At 72.2% G+C, this 16,712-nt stretch carries 17 protein-coding genes; 10 read left to right on the plus strand and 7 right to left on the minus strand.

Annotation, left to right across the window (positions count from 1 at the left end):
- Positions 1 to 28 precede the first annotated feature (28 nt).
- Positions 29 to 694 carry a LuxR C-terminal-related transcriptional regulator gene (locus AC5WRL_RS02865; RefSeq protein ID WP_496086623.1) on the minus strand — a complete coding sequence of 222 codons (666 nt, stop codon included), beginning with the start codon at positions 692 to 694 and terminating at the stop codon, positions 29 to 31.
- Positions 695 to 1,339: 645 nt separating this feature from the next.
- Between AC5WRL_RS02865 and AC5WRL_RS02870 the strand changes: the two genes are divergently transcribed.
- Complete coding sequence (locus tag AC5WRL_RS02870) at positions 1,340 to 2,020, plus strand: response regulator (protein WP_496086624.1); 681 nt, start codon at positions 1,340 to 1,342, stop codon at positions 2,018 to 2,020.
- Between the two features lie 19 nt (positions 2,021 to 2,039).
- On the opposite strand, the gene AC5WRL_RS02875 is transcribed toward AC5WRL_RS02870, so the two are convergent.
- Positions 2,040 to 2,447 (minus strand): response regulator, encoded by a 408-nt coding sequence (locus tag AC5WRL_RS02875; RefSeq protein WP_496086625.1) that lies wholly within the window; start codon positions 2,445 to 2,447, stop codon positions 2,040 to 2,042.
- Positions 2,444 to 3,637 (minus strand): sensor histidine kinase, encoded by a 1,194-nt coding sequence (locus AC5WRL_RS02880; protein ID WP_496086626.1) that lies wholly within the window; start codon positions 3,635 to 3,637, stop codon positions 2,444 to 2,446. Before AC5WRL_RS02880 ends, AC5WRL_RS02875 begins: the two co-directional genes overlap by 4 nt.
- Positions 3,638 to 3,788: 151 nt before the next feature.
- Here AC5WRL_RS02880 and argG point away from each other — a divergent pair, with 151 nt between their 5' ends.
- Entirely contained in the window at positions 3,789 to 5,234 is a 1,446-nt protein-coding gene (argG, locus tag AC5WRL_RS02885; protein WP_496086627.1) for an argininosuccinate synthase, read from the plus strand.
- A gap of 91 nt (positions 5,235 to 5,325) precedes the next feature.
- Here argG and AC5WRL_RS02890 read toward each other — a convergent pair whose 3' ends face one another.
- Positions 5,326 to 6,375 (minus strand): ABC transporter substrate-binding protein, encoded by a 1,050-nt coding sequence (locus AC5WRL_RS02890; protein ID WP_496086628.1) that lies wholly within the window; start codon positions 6,373 to 6,375, stop codon positions 5,326 to 5,328.
- Between the two features lie 55 nt (positions 6,376 to 6,430).
- On the opposite strand from AC5WRL_RS02890, the gene AC5WRL_RS02895 reads away from it, so the two are divergent.
- From AC5WRL_RS02895 to AC5WRL_RS02920, 6 genes are all read left to right on the plus strand, one after another.
- Positions 6,431 to 7,510, plus strand: coding sequence for a FecCD family ABC transporter permease (locus AC5WRL_RS02895; RefSeq protein ID WP_496086629.1), 1,080 nt, complete (start codon positions 6,431 to 6,433; stop codon positions 7,508 to 7,510).
- Positions 7,507 to 8,544 (plus strand): FecCD family ABC transporter permease, encoded by a 1,038-nt coding sequence (locus AC5WRL_RS02900; RefSeq protein WP_496086630.1) that lies wholly within the window; start codon positions 7,507 to 7,509, stop codon positions 8,542 to 8,544. The genes AC5WRL_RS02895 and AC5WRL_RS02900 overlap by 4 nt, the downstream gene beginning before the upstream one ends.
- A gap of 110 nt (positions 8,545 to 8,654) precedes the next feature.
- The gene (locus tag AC5WRL_RS02905; RefSeq protein WP_496086631.1) at positions 8,655 to 9,467 is read left to right on the plus strand and encodes an SAM-dependent methyltransferase; all 813 of its coding nucleotides are present in this window, start codon (positions 8,655 to 8,657) and stop codon (positions 9,465 to 9,467) included.
- Between the two features lie 153 nt (positions 9,468 to 9,620).
- Positions 9,621 to 10,961, plus strand: a complete 1,341-nt coding sequence (locus AC5WRL_RS02910; RefSeq protein WP_496086632.1) for an extracellular solute-binding protein — start codon at positions 9,621 to 9,623, stop codon at positions 10,959 to 10,961.
- Between the two features lie 31 nt (positions 10,962 to 10,992).
- Positions 10,993 to 11,940 carry a carbohydrate ABC transporter permease gene (locus AC5WRL_RS02915; RefSeq protein ID WP_496086633.1) on the plus strand — a complete coding sequence of 316 codons (948 nt, stop codon included), beginning with the start codon at positions 10,993 to 10,995 and terminating at the stop codon, positions 11,938 to 11,940.
- 6 nt (positions 11,941 to 11,946) lie between these two features.
- Positions 11,947 to 12,855 carry a carbohydrate ABC transporter permease gene (locus AC5WRL_RS02920; protein ID WP_496086634.1) on the plus strand — a complete coding sequence of 303 codons (909 nt, stop codon included), beginning with the start codon at positions 11,947 to 11,949 and terminating at the stop codon, positions 12,853 to 12,855.
- Between the two features lie 133 nt (positions 12,856 to 12,988).
- Here the strand turns inward: AC5WRL_RS02920 and AC5WRL_RS02925 are convergent, their stop codons facing one another.
- From AC5WRL_RS02925 to AC5WRL_RS02935, 3 genes are read right to left on the minus strand one after another with little or no spacing between them, the layout of a single operon-like run.
- Positions 12,989 to 13,348 (minus strand): DUF6256 family protein, encoded by a 360-nt coding sequence (locus AC5WRL_RS02925; protein ID WP_496086635.1) that lies wholly within the window; start codon positions 13,346 to 13,348, stop codon positions 12,989 to 12,991.
- Positions 13,349 to 13,356: 8 nt separating this feature from the next.
- Positions 13,357 to 13,605: a DUF6186 family protein gene (locus AC5WRL_RS02930; RefSeq protein WP_496086636.1), complete on the minus strand. Its 249-nt coding sequence runs from the start codon at positions 13,603 to 13,605 to the stop codon at positions 13,357 to 13,359.
- A gap of 49 nt (positions 13,606 to 13,654) precedes the next feature.
- Complete coding sequence (locus AC5WRL_RS02935; RefSeq protein ID WP_496086637.1) at positions 13,655 to 14,545, minus strand: hypothetical protein; 891 nt, start codon at positions 14,543 to 14,545, stop codon at positions 13,655 to 13,657.
- Positions 14,546 to 14,749: 204 nt separating this feature from the next.
- Between AC5WRL_RS02935 and AC5WRL_RS02940 the strand changes: the two genes are divergently transcribed.
- Positions 14,750 to 15,523, plus strand: a complete 774-nt coding sequence (locus AC5WRL_RS02940; RefSeq protein WP_496086638.1) for an SDR family NAD(P)-dependent oxidoreductase — start codon at positions 14,750 to 14,752, stop codon at positions 15,521 to 15,523.
- Between the two features lie 36 nt (positions 15,524 to 15,559).
- Complete coding sequence (gene dgoD, locus AC5WRL_RS02945; protein WP_496086639.1) at positions 15,560 to 16,705, plus strand: galactonate dehydratase; 1,146 nt, start codon at positions 15,560 to 15,562, stop codon at positions 16,703 to 16,705.
- Positions 16,706 to 16,712: the final 7 nt, after the last annotated feature.

Here is a 16,712-nt window from a genome sequence, read left to right on the forward strand (position 1 = left end):
CCCGCGCTGCGGAGGACCACACCCTTCGTCAGTGCGGGGCGAGCCCCTTGCGATGCGCCAGGATTCCGGCCTGCAACCGGTCCCGCAGCCCCAGCTTCGACAGCACATTCGAGACATGGGACTTCACGGTGGCGATCGTCAGACTCAGATCCTGCGCGATCTCGTTGTTCGACATCCCCAGCGCGATCCCCTTGAGCACCTCCACCTCCCGTTCGCTCAGCTCGGAGAAGGCGCTGCCCTGCGACCCGTTGGCCGGCGGCAGGATCTTGAACCGGTCCAGCATGAGCGAGACCATCACCGGGCACAGGTACGCGTTGCCGCGCGCCACCGCCCGTACCGCCTCGATCAGTTCATGCCGGGTGGTGGATTTCAGCAGATAGCCGCGGGCGCCCAGCTTCAGGGCGCGGAACAGACTCTCCTCGGAGTCCCGGCTGGTGATCACGACGATCTTCGCGCGTAAACCCTGGGCCTGGGCAAGGATCTCCAGGGCTCTCTCCCGGCCTACCGTCAGGTCGGTGAGGATGACATCGAGCGGGGTCCGCCGGGCGGTCAGTACCGCGTCCCGGGGCGAATCCGTGACGGTCAGCAACTCCATTCCCTCCTCGTGGGTGAGGACGGCACTGAAGCTGTCCCGCGCCAGCCCCTCGTCGTCGACGAGGGCGATCCGAATGGTGCTGTGGTGTTCGTTACGCATGTGTTCTCCGTGGGGGAGTGGCACGAACGGCGTGAAACGCAGCGCGCAATTCTGATCATCCGGGCAGCGCACGGCAGAGCTCCGCCCGTGCGGCACGACAGCGGGCAGGTCAAGGTCAACTCCTGGTCAGGGCCCCGTGATCGCATGACGCGATACCTGTGCGCCGAAGAGCTGTGAGGCCAGTTCGGGTGGGACGGTGTGTGGTCGGGACACCGCTGGGTGGCAGTGGGACCGGCGGAACTCGTGAGCGCTGGCCCATGACAGCACGCCCGCCGCGAAGGCGGCATCGCCGCTAAGGATGCATCCGTGGCTGCCCCATGCACTCTTGAGAATGACGCCGGACCGCCCGCCGGCCGCCGCCCGTCCGCCGTGAGAGGGAGCACCCGGCGTCGAACGGAGGAGCCACCACCCGTCGTTCCCGGACCCTCCGGCACCACCGGCCCCTGCCCTCGCCACTGGTCGGCCCATTGGCGCCCGGGGGTGCGGCCTTGATGCGCTTCCCCGCCATGGATGAGGATGACCCCCAGCGCGCACGGACCCGCCCGGGAGACACCGCCGCCTGCCCGCCCCCAGGACCAGGGGACGGCGGCGGGATCGCTCCCGTGACGCACGGGCATGGGGAACGCGACCTGGGGGAAGGTGACGATGGCAACGCAGCGCCATGTGTCCGTGGTGATCGCGGACGACGAACCGGTGGTCCGCGAGGGACTGCGGCTGATCCTGGAGACCCAGCGCGACCTGTGTGTCGTCGGCAGCGCGGGCGACGGCCGCCAGACCGTGCGCCAGTGCGCCGAACTGCGCCCCGACGTCCTGCTGCTGGACGTCCGGATGCCGCAGGGCGACGGTCTGTGGGTGCTCGCCGAGCTGACCCGCCGCGGCCTGCTGGGCCACGGCGGCTGCCGGGTGCTGATGCTCACCACCTTCAGCCTGGACGAGTACGTGGACGAGGCGCTGGCCGGCGGCGCCAGCGGGTTCCTGCTCAAGAGCAGTTCCTACGAGGAGGTGCTGGCCGGGGTCCGGGCGACCGCCCAGGGCGACGGATTCCTCAGCCCGAGCGTGACCCGGCGGATCATCGACGGCTACGTCCGGGGCCGGTCCGACCGTACGGTGGACGCCTCCGACGCCGCCCGCGTCGCCGCCCTGACCGCCCGCGAACGCGATGTGCTCCAGCTGCTGGGCGAAGGGCTGAGCAACCTGGAGATCGCCGAGCGGCTGTCGGTGTCGGAACACACCGTCAAATCCCATGTCAGCAGACTGCTGAGCAAGACCGACTGCCGCGACCGGGGCCAGGCCGCCGCCCTGGTGCGCAGGGCCGGCCTGCGCTGACCGGGGCCCGCGCCCGTACTCACCCCTCCCGCCCCGCCGCGTGGGCCGCCCGGACCGCCGCCACCAGCTCCTCCCACGGCAGGCTCTTGAGCAGCACCCCCCGCGCGCCGTGCGCCGCCGCGTCCGCCAGATACCGCCCGTTGTCGAAGGTGGTGAGCATCAGTACCTGGGTGGCGCCCGCCCCCACCAGCCCCTGCCGGAACAGCGAGGACAGCACCCACAGCCCGTCCCGGCCCGGCATCCGCACATCCAGCAGCGCCACATCGGGCCGCAGCTCGGTACAGGTGCGCAAGGCCGCCTCACCGTCGCAGGCGGTGCCCACCACCTCCACGCCCGGCTGGGCCTCAAGGATCAGCCCCAGGCTCTCGCACACCGTCGACTCGTCGTCGGCGATCACCACGGTGATCGGCCGCGGCCCCGCCCTCACCACGCCCGCCCGGTCCGCTGCGGAAGCGGCACGGACGCGGTGACCCCGAAGCCGCCGTCCCCGGTGCCGCCCGCCGTGAACGCGCCGCCCAGCGCCGTCACCCGTTCCCGTATCCCCTGCAACCCGGTGCCGGCCCCCGGCACCGGCTCCACCTGGTACGGGGAGCGCGCGGTGGTCACCGCCAGCCGTACGGCGGTCTCCGTCACCACCAGCTCGATGGCCACCGCACCGCCCGGGGCGTGCCGGCGGGCGTTGGCGAGCGTCTCCTGGACGATCCGGTAGCACATGAGCTGCACCGGCTTGGGCAGCGCGCCCGGCTCCCCCCGGGTCTCCAGCCGCACCGGATTGCCGGCCTGCCGCGCCGACTCCACCAGGGCGGGCAGTTCGGCGAACGAGGGGGCGGGCGTCAGTGGCGCCTTCTCCGGCGTCCCGTTGCGCAGCACCCCCAGCAGCTCCCGCATCTCCACCGTCGCCTGCCGCCCGGCGGCGGCCAGCGCGTCCACCTGCCGGTTCGCCCACGGGGGCAGGTCCGCGGACCGGGCCCGGATGGTCTCGGCGTGCACCACCAGCAGCGTCAGCGAGTGGGCCACCACGTCGTGCATGTCACGCGCGATCCGCACCCGCTCGGCCGCCGCCGCGCGCTCGGCGAGCAGCGCGTGTTCGCGCTGCGCGTCGGCGGCCCGCCGCCGTACCGTCTCCAGGGTCAGCCGGTGGCTCTGCACCACGATGCCCAGCGCGCAGGCCACCGGCACCGGGGCGACCGCCGCGAACACGTCGGAGCCGCCGCGCCAGTCGGGGCTCGCGGTGGCGTGGTTGACCATCACCCCCAGGCACACCAGCACCGTGCCGCCGCACACCCCGGTCAGCGCGCGGGGCACCGAGCAGTACGCGCCCACCGCGTACAGCGAGAACGCCAGCGGCAGGACCGCCAGATTGCCCAGCTGCACCTCCTGTGCGGCGCACCAGATCTCCATGGCGGCCAGCGTGAGCAGCGTTCCCGCGAACCCGGTCAGCGGCCACCGGCGCCGTAACAGCAGCCCGCCGGCGGCGACCGCGGTGTGGATCGCCAGCGCCGTCCAGGCCGGCCGGGAGCCGTCCGTGGTCGCCTGGTCCAGCAGTGCCGGTGAGACGGCGGCGAGGGCGATCAGCGGATCGAGGAACTGCGGCCGGGGCAGCGGGAACGAGGTCATCGCCCAGACAGTAGGGGCCGCGCCGGGAGGTGGCATCGCTCGTACGAATGAGTCTCCGGCGGTAAAAGGGGCCCCGGAGTGGCTCTCCCGGATGATCTCCCGCTCCGACCCCGACTTTGCATGATCATGCGTATTTGTGCATACTCTTCCCATGTCCAAGGTCCTCACCTCCCTCCCCGCCGGCGAGCGCGTCGGCATCGCCTTCTCCGGCGGCCTCGACACCTCGGTCGCGGTCGCGTGGATGCGCGACAAGGGCGCCGTCCCGTGCACCTACACCGCCGACATCGGCCAGTACGACGAGCCCGACATCGGCTCGGTGCCCGGCCGCGCCAAGACCTACGGCGCCGAGATCGCCCGCCTGGTCGACTGCCGCGCCGCGCTGGTCGAGGAGGGGCTGGCAGCCCTCGCCTGCGGGGCGTTCCACATCCGCTCCGGCGGCCGGGCGTACTTCAACACCACCCCACTGGGCCGCGCCGTCACCGGCACCCTGCTGGTGCGGGCGATGCTGGAGGACAACGTCCAGATCTGGGGCGACGGCTCCACCTTCAAGGGCAATGACATCGAGCGGTTCTACCGCTACGGGCTGCTCGCCAACCCGCACCTGCGGATCTACAAGCCCTGGCTGGACGCCGACTTCGTCACCGAGCTCGGCGGTCGCAAGGAGATGTCCGAGTGGCTGCTGGCGCACGGCCTGCCCTACCGCGACAGCACGGAGAAGGCCTACTCCACCGACGCCAACATCTGGGGCGCCACCCACGAGGCCAAGACCCTGGAGCACCTGGACACCGGGGTGGAGACCGTCGAGCCGATCATGGGCGTCCGGTTCTGGGACCCCTCCGTCGAGATCGCCGCCGAGGAGGTGACGATCGGCTTCGAGCAGGGCCGGCCGGTCACGATCAACGGCAAGGAGTTCGGTTCCCCCGTCGAGCTGGTGATGGAGGCCAACGCCATCGGTGGCCGGCACGGCATGGGCATGTCCGACCAGATCGAGAACCGCATCATCGAGGCCAAGAGCCGTGGCATCTACGAGGCGCCCGGCATGGCCCTGCTGCACGCCGCCTACGAGCGCCTGGTCAACGCGATCCACAACGAGGACACCCTCGCCCAGTACCACAGCGAGGGCCGGCGGCTTGGCCGGCTGATGTACGAGGGCCGCTGGCTGGACCCGCAGGCCCTCATGGTGCGCGAATCCCTCCAGCGCTGGGTCGGCGCGGCCGTCACCGGCGAGGTGACGCTGCGGCTGCGGCGCGGCGAGGACTACTCGATCCTCGACACCACGGGCCCGGCCTTCAGCTACCACCCGGACAAGCTGTCCATGGAGCGCACCGAGGACTCGGCGTTCGGCCCGGTGGACCGGATCGGCCAGCTCACCATGCGCAACCTCGACATCGCCGACTCGCGCGCCAAGCTGGAGCAGTACGCCGGGATCGGCCTGATCGGCACCGGGGGAGTGGTCACCGGCGCCGCCCAGGCCGCCGCCACCGGGCTGATCGGCGCCATGCCGGAGGGCGGCGCCGAGGCCATCGCCTCCCGGGGCGAGGTCGACGCCGACGACGAGCTGCTGGACCGCGCGGCGATGGAGTCCGGCACCGACTGACGCACGAGGAGTGGGCGGGCCGGGCCGGCCGGGCGCGTGAGGCACCCGGCCGGCCCACGGCTCAGCTCGGCGGGCTGCCGCCCGCGCCGGGTCAGGGCAGCAACCGCCGCTCCAGCTCCGTGAGCACCCCGGCGGCGGCCGTGGGGCCGGTGTTCAGATAGAAGACATCGTCGTCCACGGGCACCGCCGTGCCGCCGGCCACCGCCTCCAGGGTCGGCCACAGCGGTGCCCGCGTCAGCTCGGCGGCCTTCTCCGCGTCGCCCTGGACCCCGTAGAACACCCAGTCGGCATCGGCGCGGTCCAGCTCCTCGTTGCTGATGTCCTGTGAGGTCTCGTCGAACTGCTGGCTCTCGGGCCGGGCCAGCCCGGCGTCCTCGGCGATCGAGCCGGTGAACGAGGGCACACCGAACACCCGCAGCCGGTCGGCGTTCAGCCGCAGGAAGGAGACGGTGGGCGGTTCGTCAAGGGCCGCGCCGAGTTCGGCGGCCTCGGCGTGGAAGGCGTCGAGCACCCCCTGCGCCTGCTCGGTACGGCCCAGGGCGTCGGCCAGCAGCAGGAAGTCCTGCTTCCAGTACAGGCCGGTGCCCTGGGTGGCGACGGTGGGGGCCAGCCGGCTCAGCGCGGTGTACAGGGTCTCGGCGTCCTTGCCGGCCGCGTTCATGAGGATGAGATCGGGGTCGAGATTGCCGATGGTCTCCAGGTCGGGCTCCACCCGCGAGCCGACATCCGCCACCTGGGCCAGCCCGTCGGCGAACTGCGGGAACGCGTCGTGCAGATAGTCCGGTACGAGCTCGGCGCCGTCGCCCCGGGTGCTGCCGGCCGGGACCACCCCGAGGGTGAGCAGCGCGTCGGCCTGGCCGGTGGAGATCACCACCACCTTCTTGGGCTCGGCCGTGATCTCGGTCTCCCCGGTGAAGTGCCGCACGGTGCGCGGGAACCGGCCGTCCTGCGCCCCGCTGCCCATACCGTCCGGGATGACCCGGGGGGCGGTGTGGACGGTTTCGGTGGGGCCGGAGGTGGTGGGCGCGGCGGACGGATCCGCCGGATCCCCGGCGGCCGAACAGCCGCCGAGCAGCAGGGTTCCGGCCAGGGCCAGCAGGGCGGGGGTGAGGCCGCTTCGACGATGACGAGACATGGACATGGGAAGTTAGCTTAGGCTGTCCTAAGCAACAAGGAGTAGCCGAGAGGGATATGCCGTGAGTCACAACGTGCGGGAATGCCGCGCCGACCCGCCCACTGCATCACTCTCCGTATCCGCCGACCGGCGGGGGCTCCCGCAACACCCCCTGCGACGCGCGCTGTTGTGGCTGGGATGCGTCGCCCTCGTCCTGCTGCTCGCCGGCCTCAGCCTCTCCGTGGGCGCGCGCGGCATCCCGCTCGCGGACGTGTGGCACGTCGTCCTGCGGCCCGACGACAGCCGTGAGTCGATCATCGTGTGGCAACTGCGCATGCCCCGCACCCTGCTGGCGGTCGCCGTGGGCATGGCCCTGGCCGTGGCCGGGGTCCTCATGCAGGCCCTCACCCGCAACCCACTGGCCGAACCCGGACTGCTCGGCATCAACGCGGGCGCCGCACTCGCCGTGGTCGGCTCCATCGTCTTCCTCGGCATCCACGGCACCGCCGGCTGGATCTGGTTCTCCTTCGCCGGATCACTGCTGGCCGCCGCCCTCGTCCACACCCTCGGCTCCGGCGGCCGGGGCGGCCACCAGCACATCCGCCTGGTCCTCGCCGGCGCCGCGCTCTCGGCCTGCCTCGGCGCCTGCACCGGGATCCTGACCATGTTTCACAGCGAGGCGTTCGACTCCTACCGCTTCTGGGTCGTCGGCTCGCTCGACAACCGGGGCGCCATGACCGCGCGGACCATCGCCCCCTTCGTCGCCGCCGGAGTGCTCATCGCCCTCGCGCTGGGGCCCGCGCTCAACGCCTTCGCACTCGGCGACGCCCTGAGCACCGGCCTCGGCCTGCGCCCGTCGTGGATCCGGGCCGCCGGCTTCGCCGCCGTCATCGCGCTGTGCGGGGCCGCCACCGCCGCCGCCGGACCGATCTCCTTCGTGGGCCTGGTCGTTCCCCACGCGCTGCGGCTGCTGCTCGGCCCCGACCTGCGCCTCCTGCTGCTGTTCGCCCTGCCCGCCGGCCCCGCCCTGCTGCTGCTCAGCGACATCGCCGGACGCGTACTCGCACCGCCCGGCGAGATCGAGGCCGGAATCGTCACCGCGTTCATCGGTGCCCCGGTGCTGCTGTGGCTGGTCACCCGCCGCAAGGGGGCCACCGCATGACCGCCCCGCGAAACGGCCACCGCCGCACCCGATGGGTGCTGGGCGCACTGCTGGCCGCGTGCGCCCTGGTGTGGACGGTGACGGTGTTCACCGGCACCTACCGGATCGGCGCCGGCGGGGTGTGGGACGTGTTCACCGGCGGCGGTTCACCCGCCGACCGGTTCATCGTGCTGGACCAGCGGCTGCCACGGGTGACCGCGGCCCTGCTGGTCGGCGCCGCGCTCGGGCTCTCCGGCGCGCTCTTCCAGAGCCTGTCCCGCAACCCGCTCGGCAGCCCCGACATCATCGGCTTCACCACCGGCTCCGCCTCCGGCGCGCTGCTGGTGATCCTGGTCGCCGACCCCGGGGGAGTCCAGCAGACCCAGGGCGCGGGCGGGATCGGGGTGGGCCTGGGCGCGCTGCTCGGCGGTCTGGCCACCGCGATCGTGGTGTACGCGCTGGCCGCCGTCCGCTCCGTCAGCGGCAACCGGCTGGTGCTGGTCGGCCTCGCGATCGGCGCCATGCTCGCCTCACTGAACGACTATCTGCTCACCAGGGCGGACCTCCGCTCCGCCGAACAGGCCAAAGCCTGGCTGCACGGCAGCCTCAACGCCATCGGCTGGCAGGGCGTCACCCCCGTCCTGATCGCCCTGCCCCTGCTGCTGGGCCCGGCCCTGGCGCTGGCCCGGCCGCTGCGGCTGCTGGAGATGGGCGACGACCTGGCCCGCGGCCTGGGCGTACCCGTCCCCCGCGTCCGCCGACTGGTCCTGCTGCTCGGCGTCGCCCTGGCCGGCGCGGCGATCGCGGTGGCCGGTCCGATCGGTTTCCTCGCCCTGGCGGCACCCCAGCTGACCCGCCGGCTCACCCGCGCCCCCGGCGTCACCGTGGGCCCGGTGATGGCCATGGGCGCCCTGCTGCTGGCCACCGCCGACCTGCTCGCCCAACGCCTGCTTGCCCCCTTCCAGATCCCGGTCGGACTGGTCACCGGAGCCCTCGGCGGCGGCTATCTGCTGTGGCTGCTGGCCGGTGACCGCGACCGCGCCCGGGCCGGCTGACCGCCCCGCCGTGGTGGGGGAGTGCCGCAAGTGATCCGGGCGTGGGTGGGTGACAGATGCCAACGGGGAGCAGACGATGAAGGAACGCTTCAGCTCCCAGGGAGGCAGCCATGAGCACAGCCGATGACGCCCACCACCGCTCCGCCCCGCTCAAGATCGACACCACCGTGCCGCACTCCGCGCGGTTCTGGAACTACTGGCTCGGCGGCGACGACTGGTACCCCGTCGACAAGGAACTGGGCGACGCACTGCGGGAGCAGTACCCCACCATCGCCGGCATCGCGGTGGCGTCCCGCGAATTCCTCGGCCGCGCCGTCCGCCACCTCGCCCGCGACGTCGGCATCCGGCAGTTCCTCGACATCGGCAGCGGACTCCCCACCGCCGAGAACACCCACCAGGTGGCCCAGCGCTACGCCCCCGACTCCAAAATCGTCTACGCCGACACCGACCCCACCGTCCTCATGCACTCACAGGCCCTGCTCACCTCCACCCCCGAAGGAGCCACCACCTATCTCGACGCCGATGTCCGCGACGTCGACGTCATGCTGGAACGGGCCGGCGCCGACCTCGACCTGGACCAGCCGGTCGCCCTCATGCTGCTGTCCATGCTCGGCCACATCGAGCCCGACCCGGCCGCCGAACTCGTCCAGGAGTACACCCGGCGGCTGCCCTCCGGCAGCTACCTGGTGACCTGCGACAGCATCGACGACCCCGAAGTCATGGCGCTGTGCGAGGACTACGCCGCCTCCGGCGCCGCCCCCTACTATCCGCGCTCCGAGGCACAGCTGGCCGCCACCGCCGCCGGCCTCGAACTGCTCCCGCCGGGACTCGGCCCGATCGCCCTGTGGCGCCCCGACCACCCCAGCGTGCAGCCCCCGCAGGACCAGCTGTACCAGTGGGGACTCGTGGCCCGGAAGCCCTGACGGCCGGCCGGCTGCGCCCCGGGTCGCCGACCGGCGACCCGGGGCGCCCGGCCCGCACCACCGAAAGCCATCCGGTCACCTCTCTTCACGGGAGTTGCCCCCCGATGTACAACCCTCCGGAACAACCCCAGCGTCGGGCCGGAGAGGTGCGAGATGACCGGAGACCATCCACGACACCGCGGCGGGCCACCGATCGGCCGGCGCGGGCTGCTGCGCCTGACCCTCGCCGCCTCCGGAGCGACCCTCGCCCCCGGCCTCCTCACCGGCTGCGCCGTCCCGGGATCGGGCGGCGGCACCGGACTCACGGTCTGGGACCTGTTCTCCGGCGGCGACGGCCTGCTGATGGACGAGATGATGGACACCGTCCGGGCCGGCCCGGACGGCTTCTCCCTGGACCGGACGATCCTGGAGTGGGGCCCCTCCTACTACACCAAGCTGGCCATGGCCGCGGCCGGCGGCCGGGGCCCCGACGTGGCGGTGCTCCACCTCTCCCGGATGGCCGGGTACGCCCCCGGCGGCCTGCTCGACCCCTTCGACGTGGACCTGCTCGCCGAATTCGGCATCACCCGCGCCGACTTCCCGCCCGCCCTGTGGGACCGCGCCCAGTGGGCCGGCGGACTGTACGCCGTCCCGCTGGACACCCACCCCTTCATCGTCTTCTACGACCTGGACGTCGCCGAACGGGCCGGCGTCCTGGACGACGCCGGCCAACTCCGCCAGCCCGGCACGCCAGAGGCGACGCTGGAGACCGCCGCCGCGCTCGCCGACGCCGGCGGCGGCGCCGGACTGATCTTCGGCCACGTCACCGACTCCGCCCAGAACTGGCGGATCTTCAACGCCCTCTACGCCCAGACCGGCGCCGCCTTCGACCTGCCGGACGACGGCCCGGCCATCGACACCGACGCCGCGCTGCGGGTCGTCTCCTTCCTCCAGGAACTCTTCGACGGCCGCACCAACCCCAACCACCTCGACTACTTCGGCGCGCTGGCCGCCTTCAGCGAGAGCCGCGGCGCGATGATCGCCGTCGGCGAATGGGAACTGCCCAACCTGCGCGGCACCGGAATCCGGCTCGGCGCCGCCCCGTTCCTCAACGTCTTCGGAGCACCCGCCGTCTCCACCGACTCCCACAGCTACGTCCTGCCCCGCCAGGAGAACCCCGACCCCGCACGCCGCCGGGAGGCGCACCGCTATGTGGCGGCCATCCTGCGGCGCTCCCTCACCTGGGCGACGGCCGGCCACATACCCGCCTACCGGCCGGTGCTCGACGAACCCGAGTACGCCCGCCTGAACCCCCAGTCCTCCTATGCCGAGGCCGGCGATCTGGCCGTACTCGACCCGCCCAACTGGTTCGCCGGCTCCGGCTCCGTCTTCCAGCAACGCATGTCCCAGGCCCTCCAGTCCGCCGTCCTGGGCAACGCCTCCGCCGAGTCCGCCGTGCGGCGGATGGTCCGCGAGTGCGAGGGCCTGCTCGACCAGCCCAACCCCGTCCGATGACGTGGCCGACGGAGACACAAGGAGCGCGCCGATGAGCACCACCGCTTCCCGGGACACCGTCACCACCGGGCCCGGCACCGGACCCGAGGGGCGACCGGCGCCCGGCCACCGCCCCGCACCGCGAAGGCGCCGCACCGGAGCGCTCTTCGTGCTCCCCTTCGCCCTGGCCTTCGCGCTGTTCATGGCCTGGCCCATCGGCCACGGCATCGTCATGAGCCTCACCGACGAATCGCTCACCCTCACCGGCACCTCCTTCGTCGGCCTCGCCAACTACGCGGAGGCGTTCGGCGACGCCGCGGTCTGGAACTCCCTGGGCAACACGGTCTTCTTCACCCTGATCACCACCGTGCCCCTGGTACTGATCGCCCTCGCCATGGCCCTGCTGGTGCACACGGGGCTGGCCGGCCAGTGGCTGTGGCGCCTCGCCTTCTTCGCCCCCTACCTGCTGCCGGTGGCGGTGGTCACCCTGATCTGGCAGTGGCTCTACCAGCCCGACCTCGGCATGGCCAACCAACTGCTCGGCACGCTCGGCATCGGCCCGGTCGGCTGGCTCTCGGACGACGCCGTCGCCATGTGGTCGATCGCCCTGCTCACCGTCTGGTGGACCGTCGGCTTCAACTTCCTGCTCTATCTGGCCGCGCTCCAGTCCCAGCCCGACAGCCTCCTGGAGGCCGCCGCCCTCGACGGCGCCGGCGCCTGGCGCCGGCTGTGGTCCATCACCCTGCCCCAACTGCGCCGCACCACCGCCCTGGTCGGCATGCTCCAGGTGCTGGCCTCGCTCAAGGTCTTCGACCAGATCTACATCCTCACCAAGGGCGGACCCAACGACACCACCCGCCCCATCCTGGAGTACATCTACGACGTCGGCTTCGCCGGCTACCGGCTGGGCTACGCCTCCGCCATCTCCTACCTGTTCTTCTCGCTCATCATCGTCATCTCCATCGCCCAGCTGCGGTTCTTCCCGCGTCAGGAGGGCTGAGCGACCATGCCCGCCACCACGACCCCCCGCACCAGCGGAACCACCCGCCCCCGTCCCACCGCCGAACGCGCCGGATCAGCCCTGCTGCTGGGCCACGGCCGACTGCCCCGGGCCCTGGCCGGCGGCGCGCTCACGGTGTTCGCCCTGCTGTGGCTGCTGCCGTTCGCGGTGGCCGTCGCGACGTCCTTCCAGAGCGAACGGGATGTCTCGGCGCCCGGCCTCAACCCCGTCAAGGGCGCCTTCACGCTGGCCTCCTACCGGCATGTCATCGAACGCGGCAACCTGCCGCTGTGGGGCTTCAACAGTCTGCTGATCGCCACCGCCGTCACCGCCATCACCGTGCTGATCTCCACACTGGCCGCGTACGGCTTCTCCCGGGGCACCTTCCGTGGCCGCCGGGTGCTGCTCGCCGTCACCGTCGCCTCGATCATGGTGCCGCCGCAACTGCTCATCGTCCCGCTGTTCCAGCAGATGCTGGCCCTCGACCTGGTCGACACCTACTGGGCCGTGATCCTGCCCCAGGTGGTGGCGCCCATGATGGTCTTCATCCTCAAACGCTTCTTCGACGCGGTGCCCCGCGAACTGGAGGAGGCCGCCCGCCTCGACGGCGCTTCCGAGCTGCGGGTGTTCCGCTCCGTGGTACTGCCGCTGTCCCGGCCGATCGTCGCCGCCGTCTCGGTCTTCGTCTTCATCGGCGCCTGGAACAACTTCCTGTGGCCGTTCATCATCATCAACGACTCACGGCTGATGACACTGCCGGTGGGCCTCGCCACCGTGCGGGAGTCGTACGGCGTCCAGTACGCGCAGTCCACGGCCTCCGCGATGCTGGCCGCCGCCCCCCTCATCATCGTCTTCCTCTTCTTCCAGCGCCGCATCGTCAGATCCGTGGCCACCACCGGTCTCGGCGGCGGCTGACCCACCCTCGGCCCGGCGGAAGGCCCAGCACCGGATCGTGCTCGCCCGCTCGTCCTCCGGGGGACGCCGGCCGTCCTCGACCGGGGCGGCTCGGGTCGACCCCGATGAGGCCCTGGACCGGGCGGGGAGGCTGCTACCGGGTCTTCCGCCGTGGCCGGGTGCGCCGGGTGGCCAGCCAGCTGGCGGCGAGGAAGAGCGGGAGGGTCATGGCCATCAGGGTCAGGGTGCCGGTGACGGCGTGCAGGACGAAGGAGGGGTTGTGCCGGGCCAGGCCGCCGTAGTAGCCGACGATCACCACCATGAGCAGCAGCCAGCCGCACACAGCGGTCTGGATGACCTGGCGCACCAGCTCCGGCCACCCCCGCCGTTCCGGATGGCGCCGGCGGGGCAGGCCGTGCGGGTCGGCGCGGATGATCCGCAGCCCGATCCGGAGGTAGATCATCAGCAGCACATAGACGACGCAGACGGTGCCGATCGCGAGCTTGTCCGCCATCGGGGCCGCTACAGGACCGGGCCGCGGAGCAGGAAGTGCCAGCCCTGCACGAACGCGTGCCAGCCGAACCAGAGCCAGGCGGCGAACAGGGCCCACCGGCCGATCTGGTGGCGCATCACCGCCTTGAGCGTCTGGCTGAGGGTCGGGAAGGAGTCGACGGGGTTGATCAGCCCGATGGCCTCCCACGCGAACAGGCAGGCGAAGAGAAGAGCCCACACCAGATAGCCGATGTGGGCGTTGTGCGGCATTTGGTACATGCGGACATCGTCCCGCACCGGATCATCCCGGGGCGGTATTGAGGGCCGGTCAACGGGTGAAGCGGTACGTCATGCTGTCCGTCAGGACGCAGAAGCCCGGCGACATCACGATCACCCGCAGGGTGCCGGTGCGCCGGTCGTAGTCGATGCCCTGCACCTCGAACGTGCCGGAGCAGGCACTGCGAAGCGGGAGTTGACGCAGCGCCGTGACCCGGCCGGAGACATCCGCCGTGCCGTTCGGCTCGCCGGAGAGGTCGACCTGGAGCAGCGGCTTGGTGATGCCGAACAGGCTGCCCTGCGGGTCGTCGGAGGAGCACAACAGGGTGGTCGGCCCGGAGAAGTCGCAGCCCTGCACGTCGCGTACGGGGCGGTCGAGGTGGACGGTGGCGACCTGCGGGAGGTTGGCCGCGGGGGAGGTGGCCGGGTTGACGCCGGGAGTGGGGAAGACCAGCAGCCGGTTCATCGTGCCGTACTCACCCGCCAGCATCCACTGGCCGTCGGGGGAGACGGCGACCCAGGAGTTGTTGAGCGCCTCGCCGGGGCTCAGGGTGTGCACGTACTCCGACCAGCCGCCGCCGGGGGCCTGTACCCGGAACATCTTGGTGCTGCCCGAGTCCCGCTGGTACGGCTCGATGTAGTGGCCGTCGTAGGAGGCGTCGGGGTCGCCTACGTGGTTCCAGCCGCGGAGTCTGAGGTCGGCGGGGATGGTGCCGATGCCGGTGTAGCGGAAGGGGCTGTTGGCCGGGATCTCGATGGAGGTCAGGCCCTGGCTCTCGGTGAGGGGATCGGCGCGGTCGGTGCCGATCTCGGTCCAGGTGTCCGCCGCCGGGGTGGCTGTGGTGGCGGCGGCGGGCGGGGCGGTGGACAGTACGGCGGCGGTGACGAGGGAGAGCAGGCCGGTGAGGGCGGCCTGGTAACGGGGCCGGGTACGCAGGGACATGGGGGGTCCGCTCCTCGGAAGGGGTGGGGGACGCACTCGGCGGACAGTACGGCGCGGCACCCCGTCATGTACAGACCAATGAAAGGCGGAATCCGGCCCGACCTCTTGGCGGACACCGTTAATTCATATTTAATGGTGCGGGCCGGCCCGCCCATGGGCTCGCGCCCTTCCCCCCGTCGCGACGAAGCCAACCGGGAGCCGCGTGTGAACCCGCCCCCGCCCCAGGAGCGCCGATCCACCGGGCCCTGCGCCGTGGTCACCGGCGCCGCCTCCGGCATCGGCGCCGCCACCGCGCACCGGCTGGCCGCCGACGGCGCCGGCGTCGTCCTGGTCGACGTACGGGACACCGCCGGAGAGGAGACCGCCGACGCCATCCGGGTCGCCGGCGGACGCGCCGTCTACCGCCACGGCGACGTCCGCGACGAAACCCACTGGGACGGCGTACTGCGCACCGCGCACCAGCACTTCGGACCCGTCGCCGCACTGATCAGCAACGCCTACACGGTGCGGGTCGGCGCGGCCGACGCCATCGACCGCACCGAGTGGGAGCGGCAACTGGCCGTCAACCTCACCGGCACCTTCCTCGGCTTCCGGGCCTGCCTCGCCGACCTGCGCGCCACCGCCGGCAGCGCCGTGTTCGTCTCCTCCGTGCACGCCCTGGTCGGCCTGCCGGGCCGGCCCGCCTACGCCGCCACCAAGGCGGCACTCACCGGACTCGTGCGGCAACTCGCCGTCGAGTACGGCGCCGACGTCCGCGTGAACGCGGTCCTCCCCGGGCCGGTCCTCACCCGGGCCTGGGACGACATCGACGAGGCGGACCGGCGGACCAGCGCCGAGCAGACCGCCCTGGGCCGGCTCGGCCGCCCCGAAGAAGTCGCCGGCGCCATCGCCTTCCTGACCGGCCCCGACGCCTCCTTCGTCACCGGCGCCTCACTCGTCGTCGACGGCGGCTGGAGCGTCCTCAAGACCTCCGCCTAGCAAGCGCCCCACCCCACGCAGCGCAGGAGCCCACCCATGAAGATCACCCGCGTCGAAACCTTCGCCGTTCCGCCCCGCTGGCTGCTGTGCCGGATCGAGACCGACGAGGGCATCGTCGGCTGGGGCGAGCCCGTGGTCGAGGGCCGCGCCGCCACCGTACGCACCGCCGTCCACGAACTCGCCGAACTCCTCCTGGGACAGGACCCGCTGCGCATCGAGGACCACTGGCAGGTGATGACCAAGGGATCCTTCTACCGGGGCGGCCCCGTACTCTCCAGCGCCGTCGCCGGCCTCGACCAGGCGCTGTGGGACATCGCCGGCAAGTCGTTCGGCGCCCCGGTCCACGTCCTGCTCGGCGGCCCGGTGCGCGACCGCGTCCGCACCTACAGCTGGGTGGGCGGCGACGAGCCCGCCGAGATCTCCGACGCGGTCGCCGCCCTGGTCGAAGCCGGCTTCACGGCCGTCAAGATGAACGCCTCCGGACGGATGAACCGGCTGGCCACCACCCGCGACATCGACGCCATGGTGCGGCGTGCGGCGGCGGCCCGCGAGGTGCTGGGCCCGGACCGGGACTTCGCCCTCGACTTCCACGGACGGTTCACCGCCGCCAACGCCCGCAAGATGCTGCCGCACCTGGCCCCCTTCAACCCCCTGTTCGTCGAGGAACCCGTCCTGCCGGAGTACACCCGGCTGCTCGGCGACCTGGTGGCCGGCTCCCCGGTGCCGATCGCCACCGGCGAGCGGCTGTACTCCCGCACCGACGTGCTGCCCGCCCTCCAGGCCGGCGTGGCCGTCCTCCAGCCCGACCTCTCGCACGCGGGCGGCATCTCCGAGGTACGCCGCATCGGCGCGCTCGCCGAAACCTTCGACGTCCCGCTCGCCCCGCACTGCCCGCTCGGCCCGGTCTCGCTCGCCGCCAGCCTCCAGATCGCCTTCAGCACCCCCAACTTCCTCATCCAGGAACAGAGCATCGGCATCCACTACAACCAGGGCGCCGAAGTCCTCGACTACCTCGCCGACCCCGAGGTGTTCCGCTTCCACGACGGCTGCTTCCTGCGCCCCACCGCGCCGGGCCTGGGCATCGAGGTCGACGAGCGCGCCGTCCGCGCGGCCGACAACAGCACCCCCGACTGGCGCGGGCCCGTGTGGCGGCACTCCGACGGCTCGTTCGCCGAATGGTGACCGCCCC

This window comes from Streptomyces sp. NTD107 (assembly GCF_059510435.1).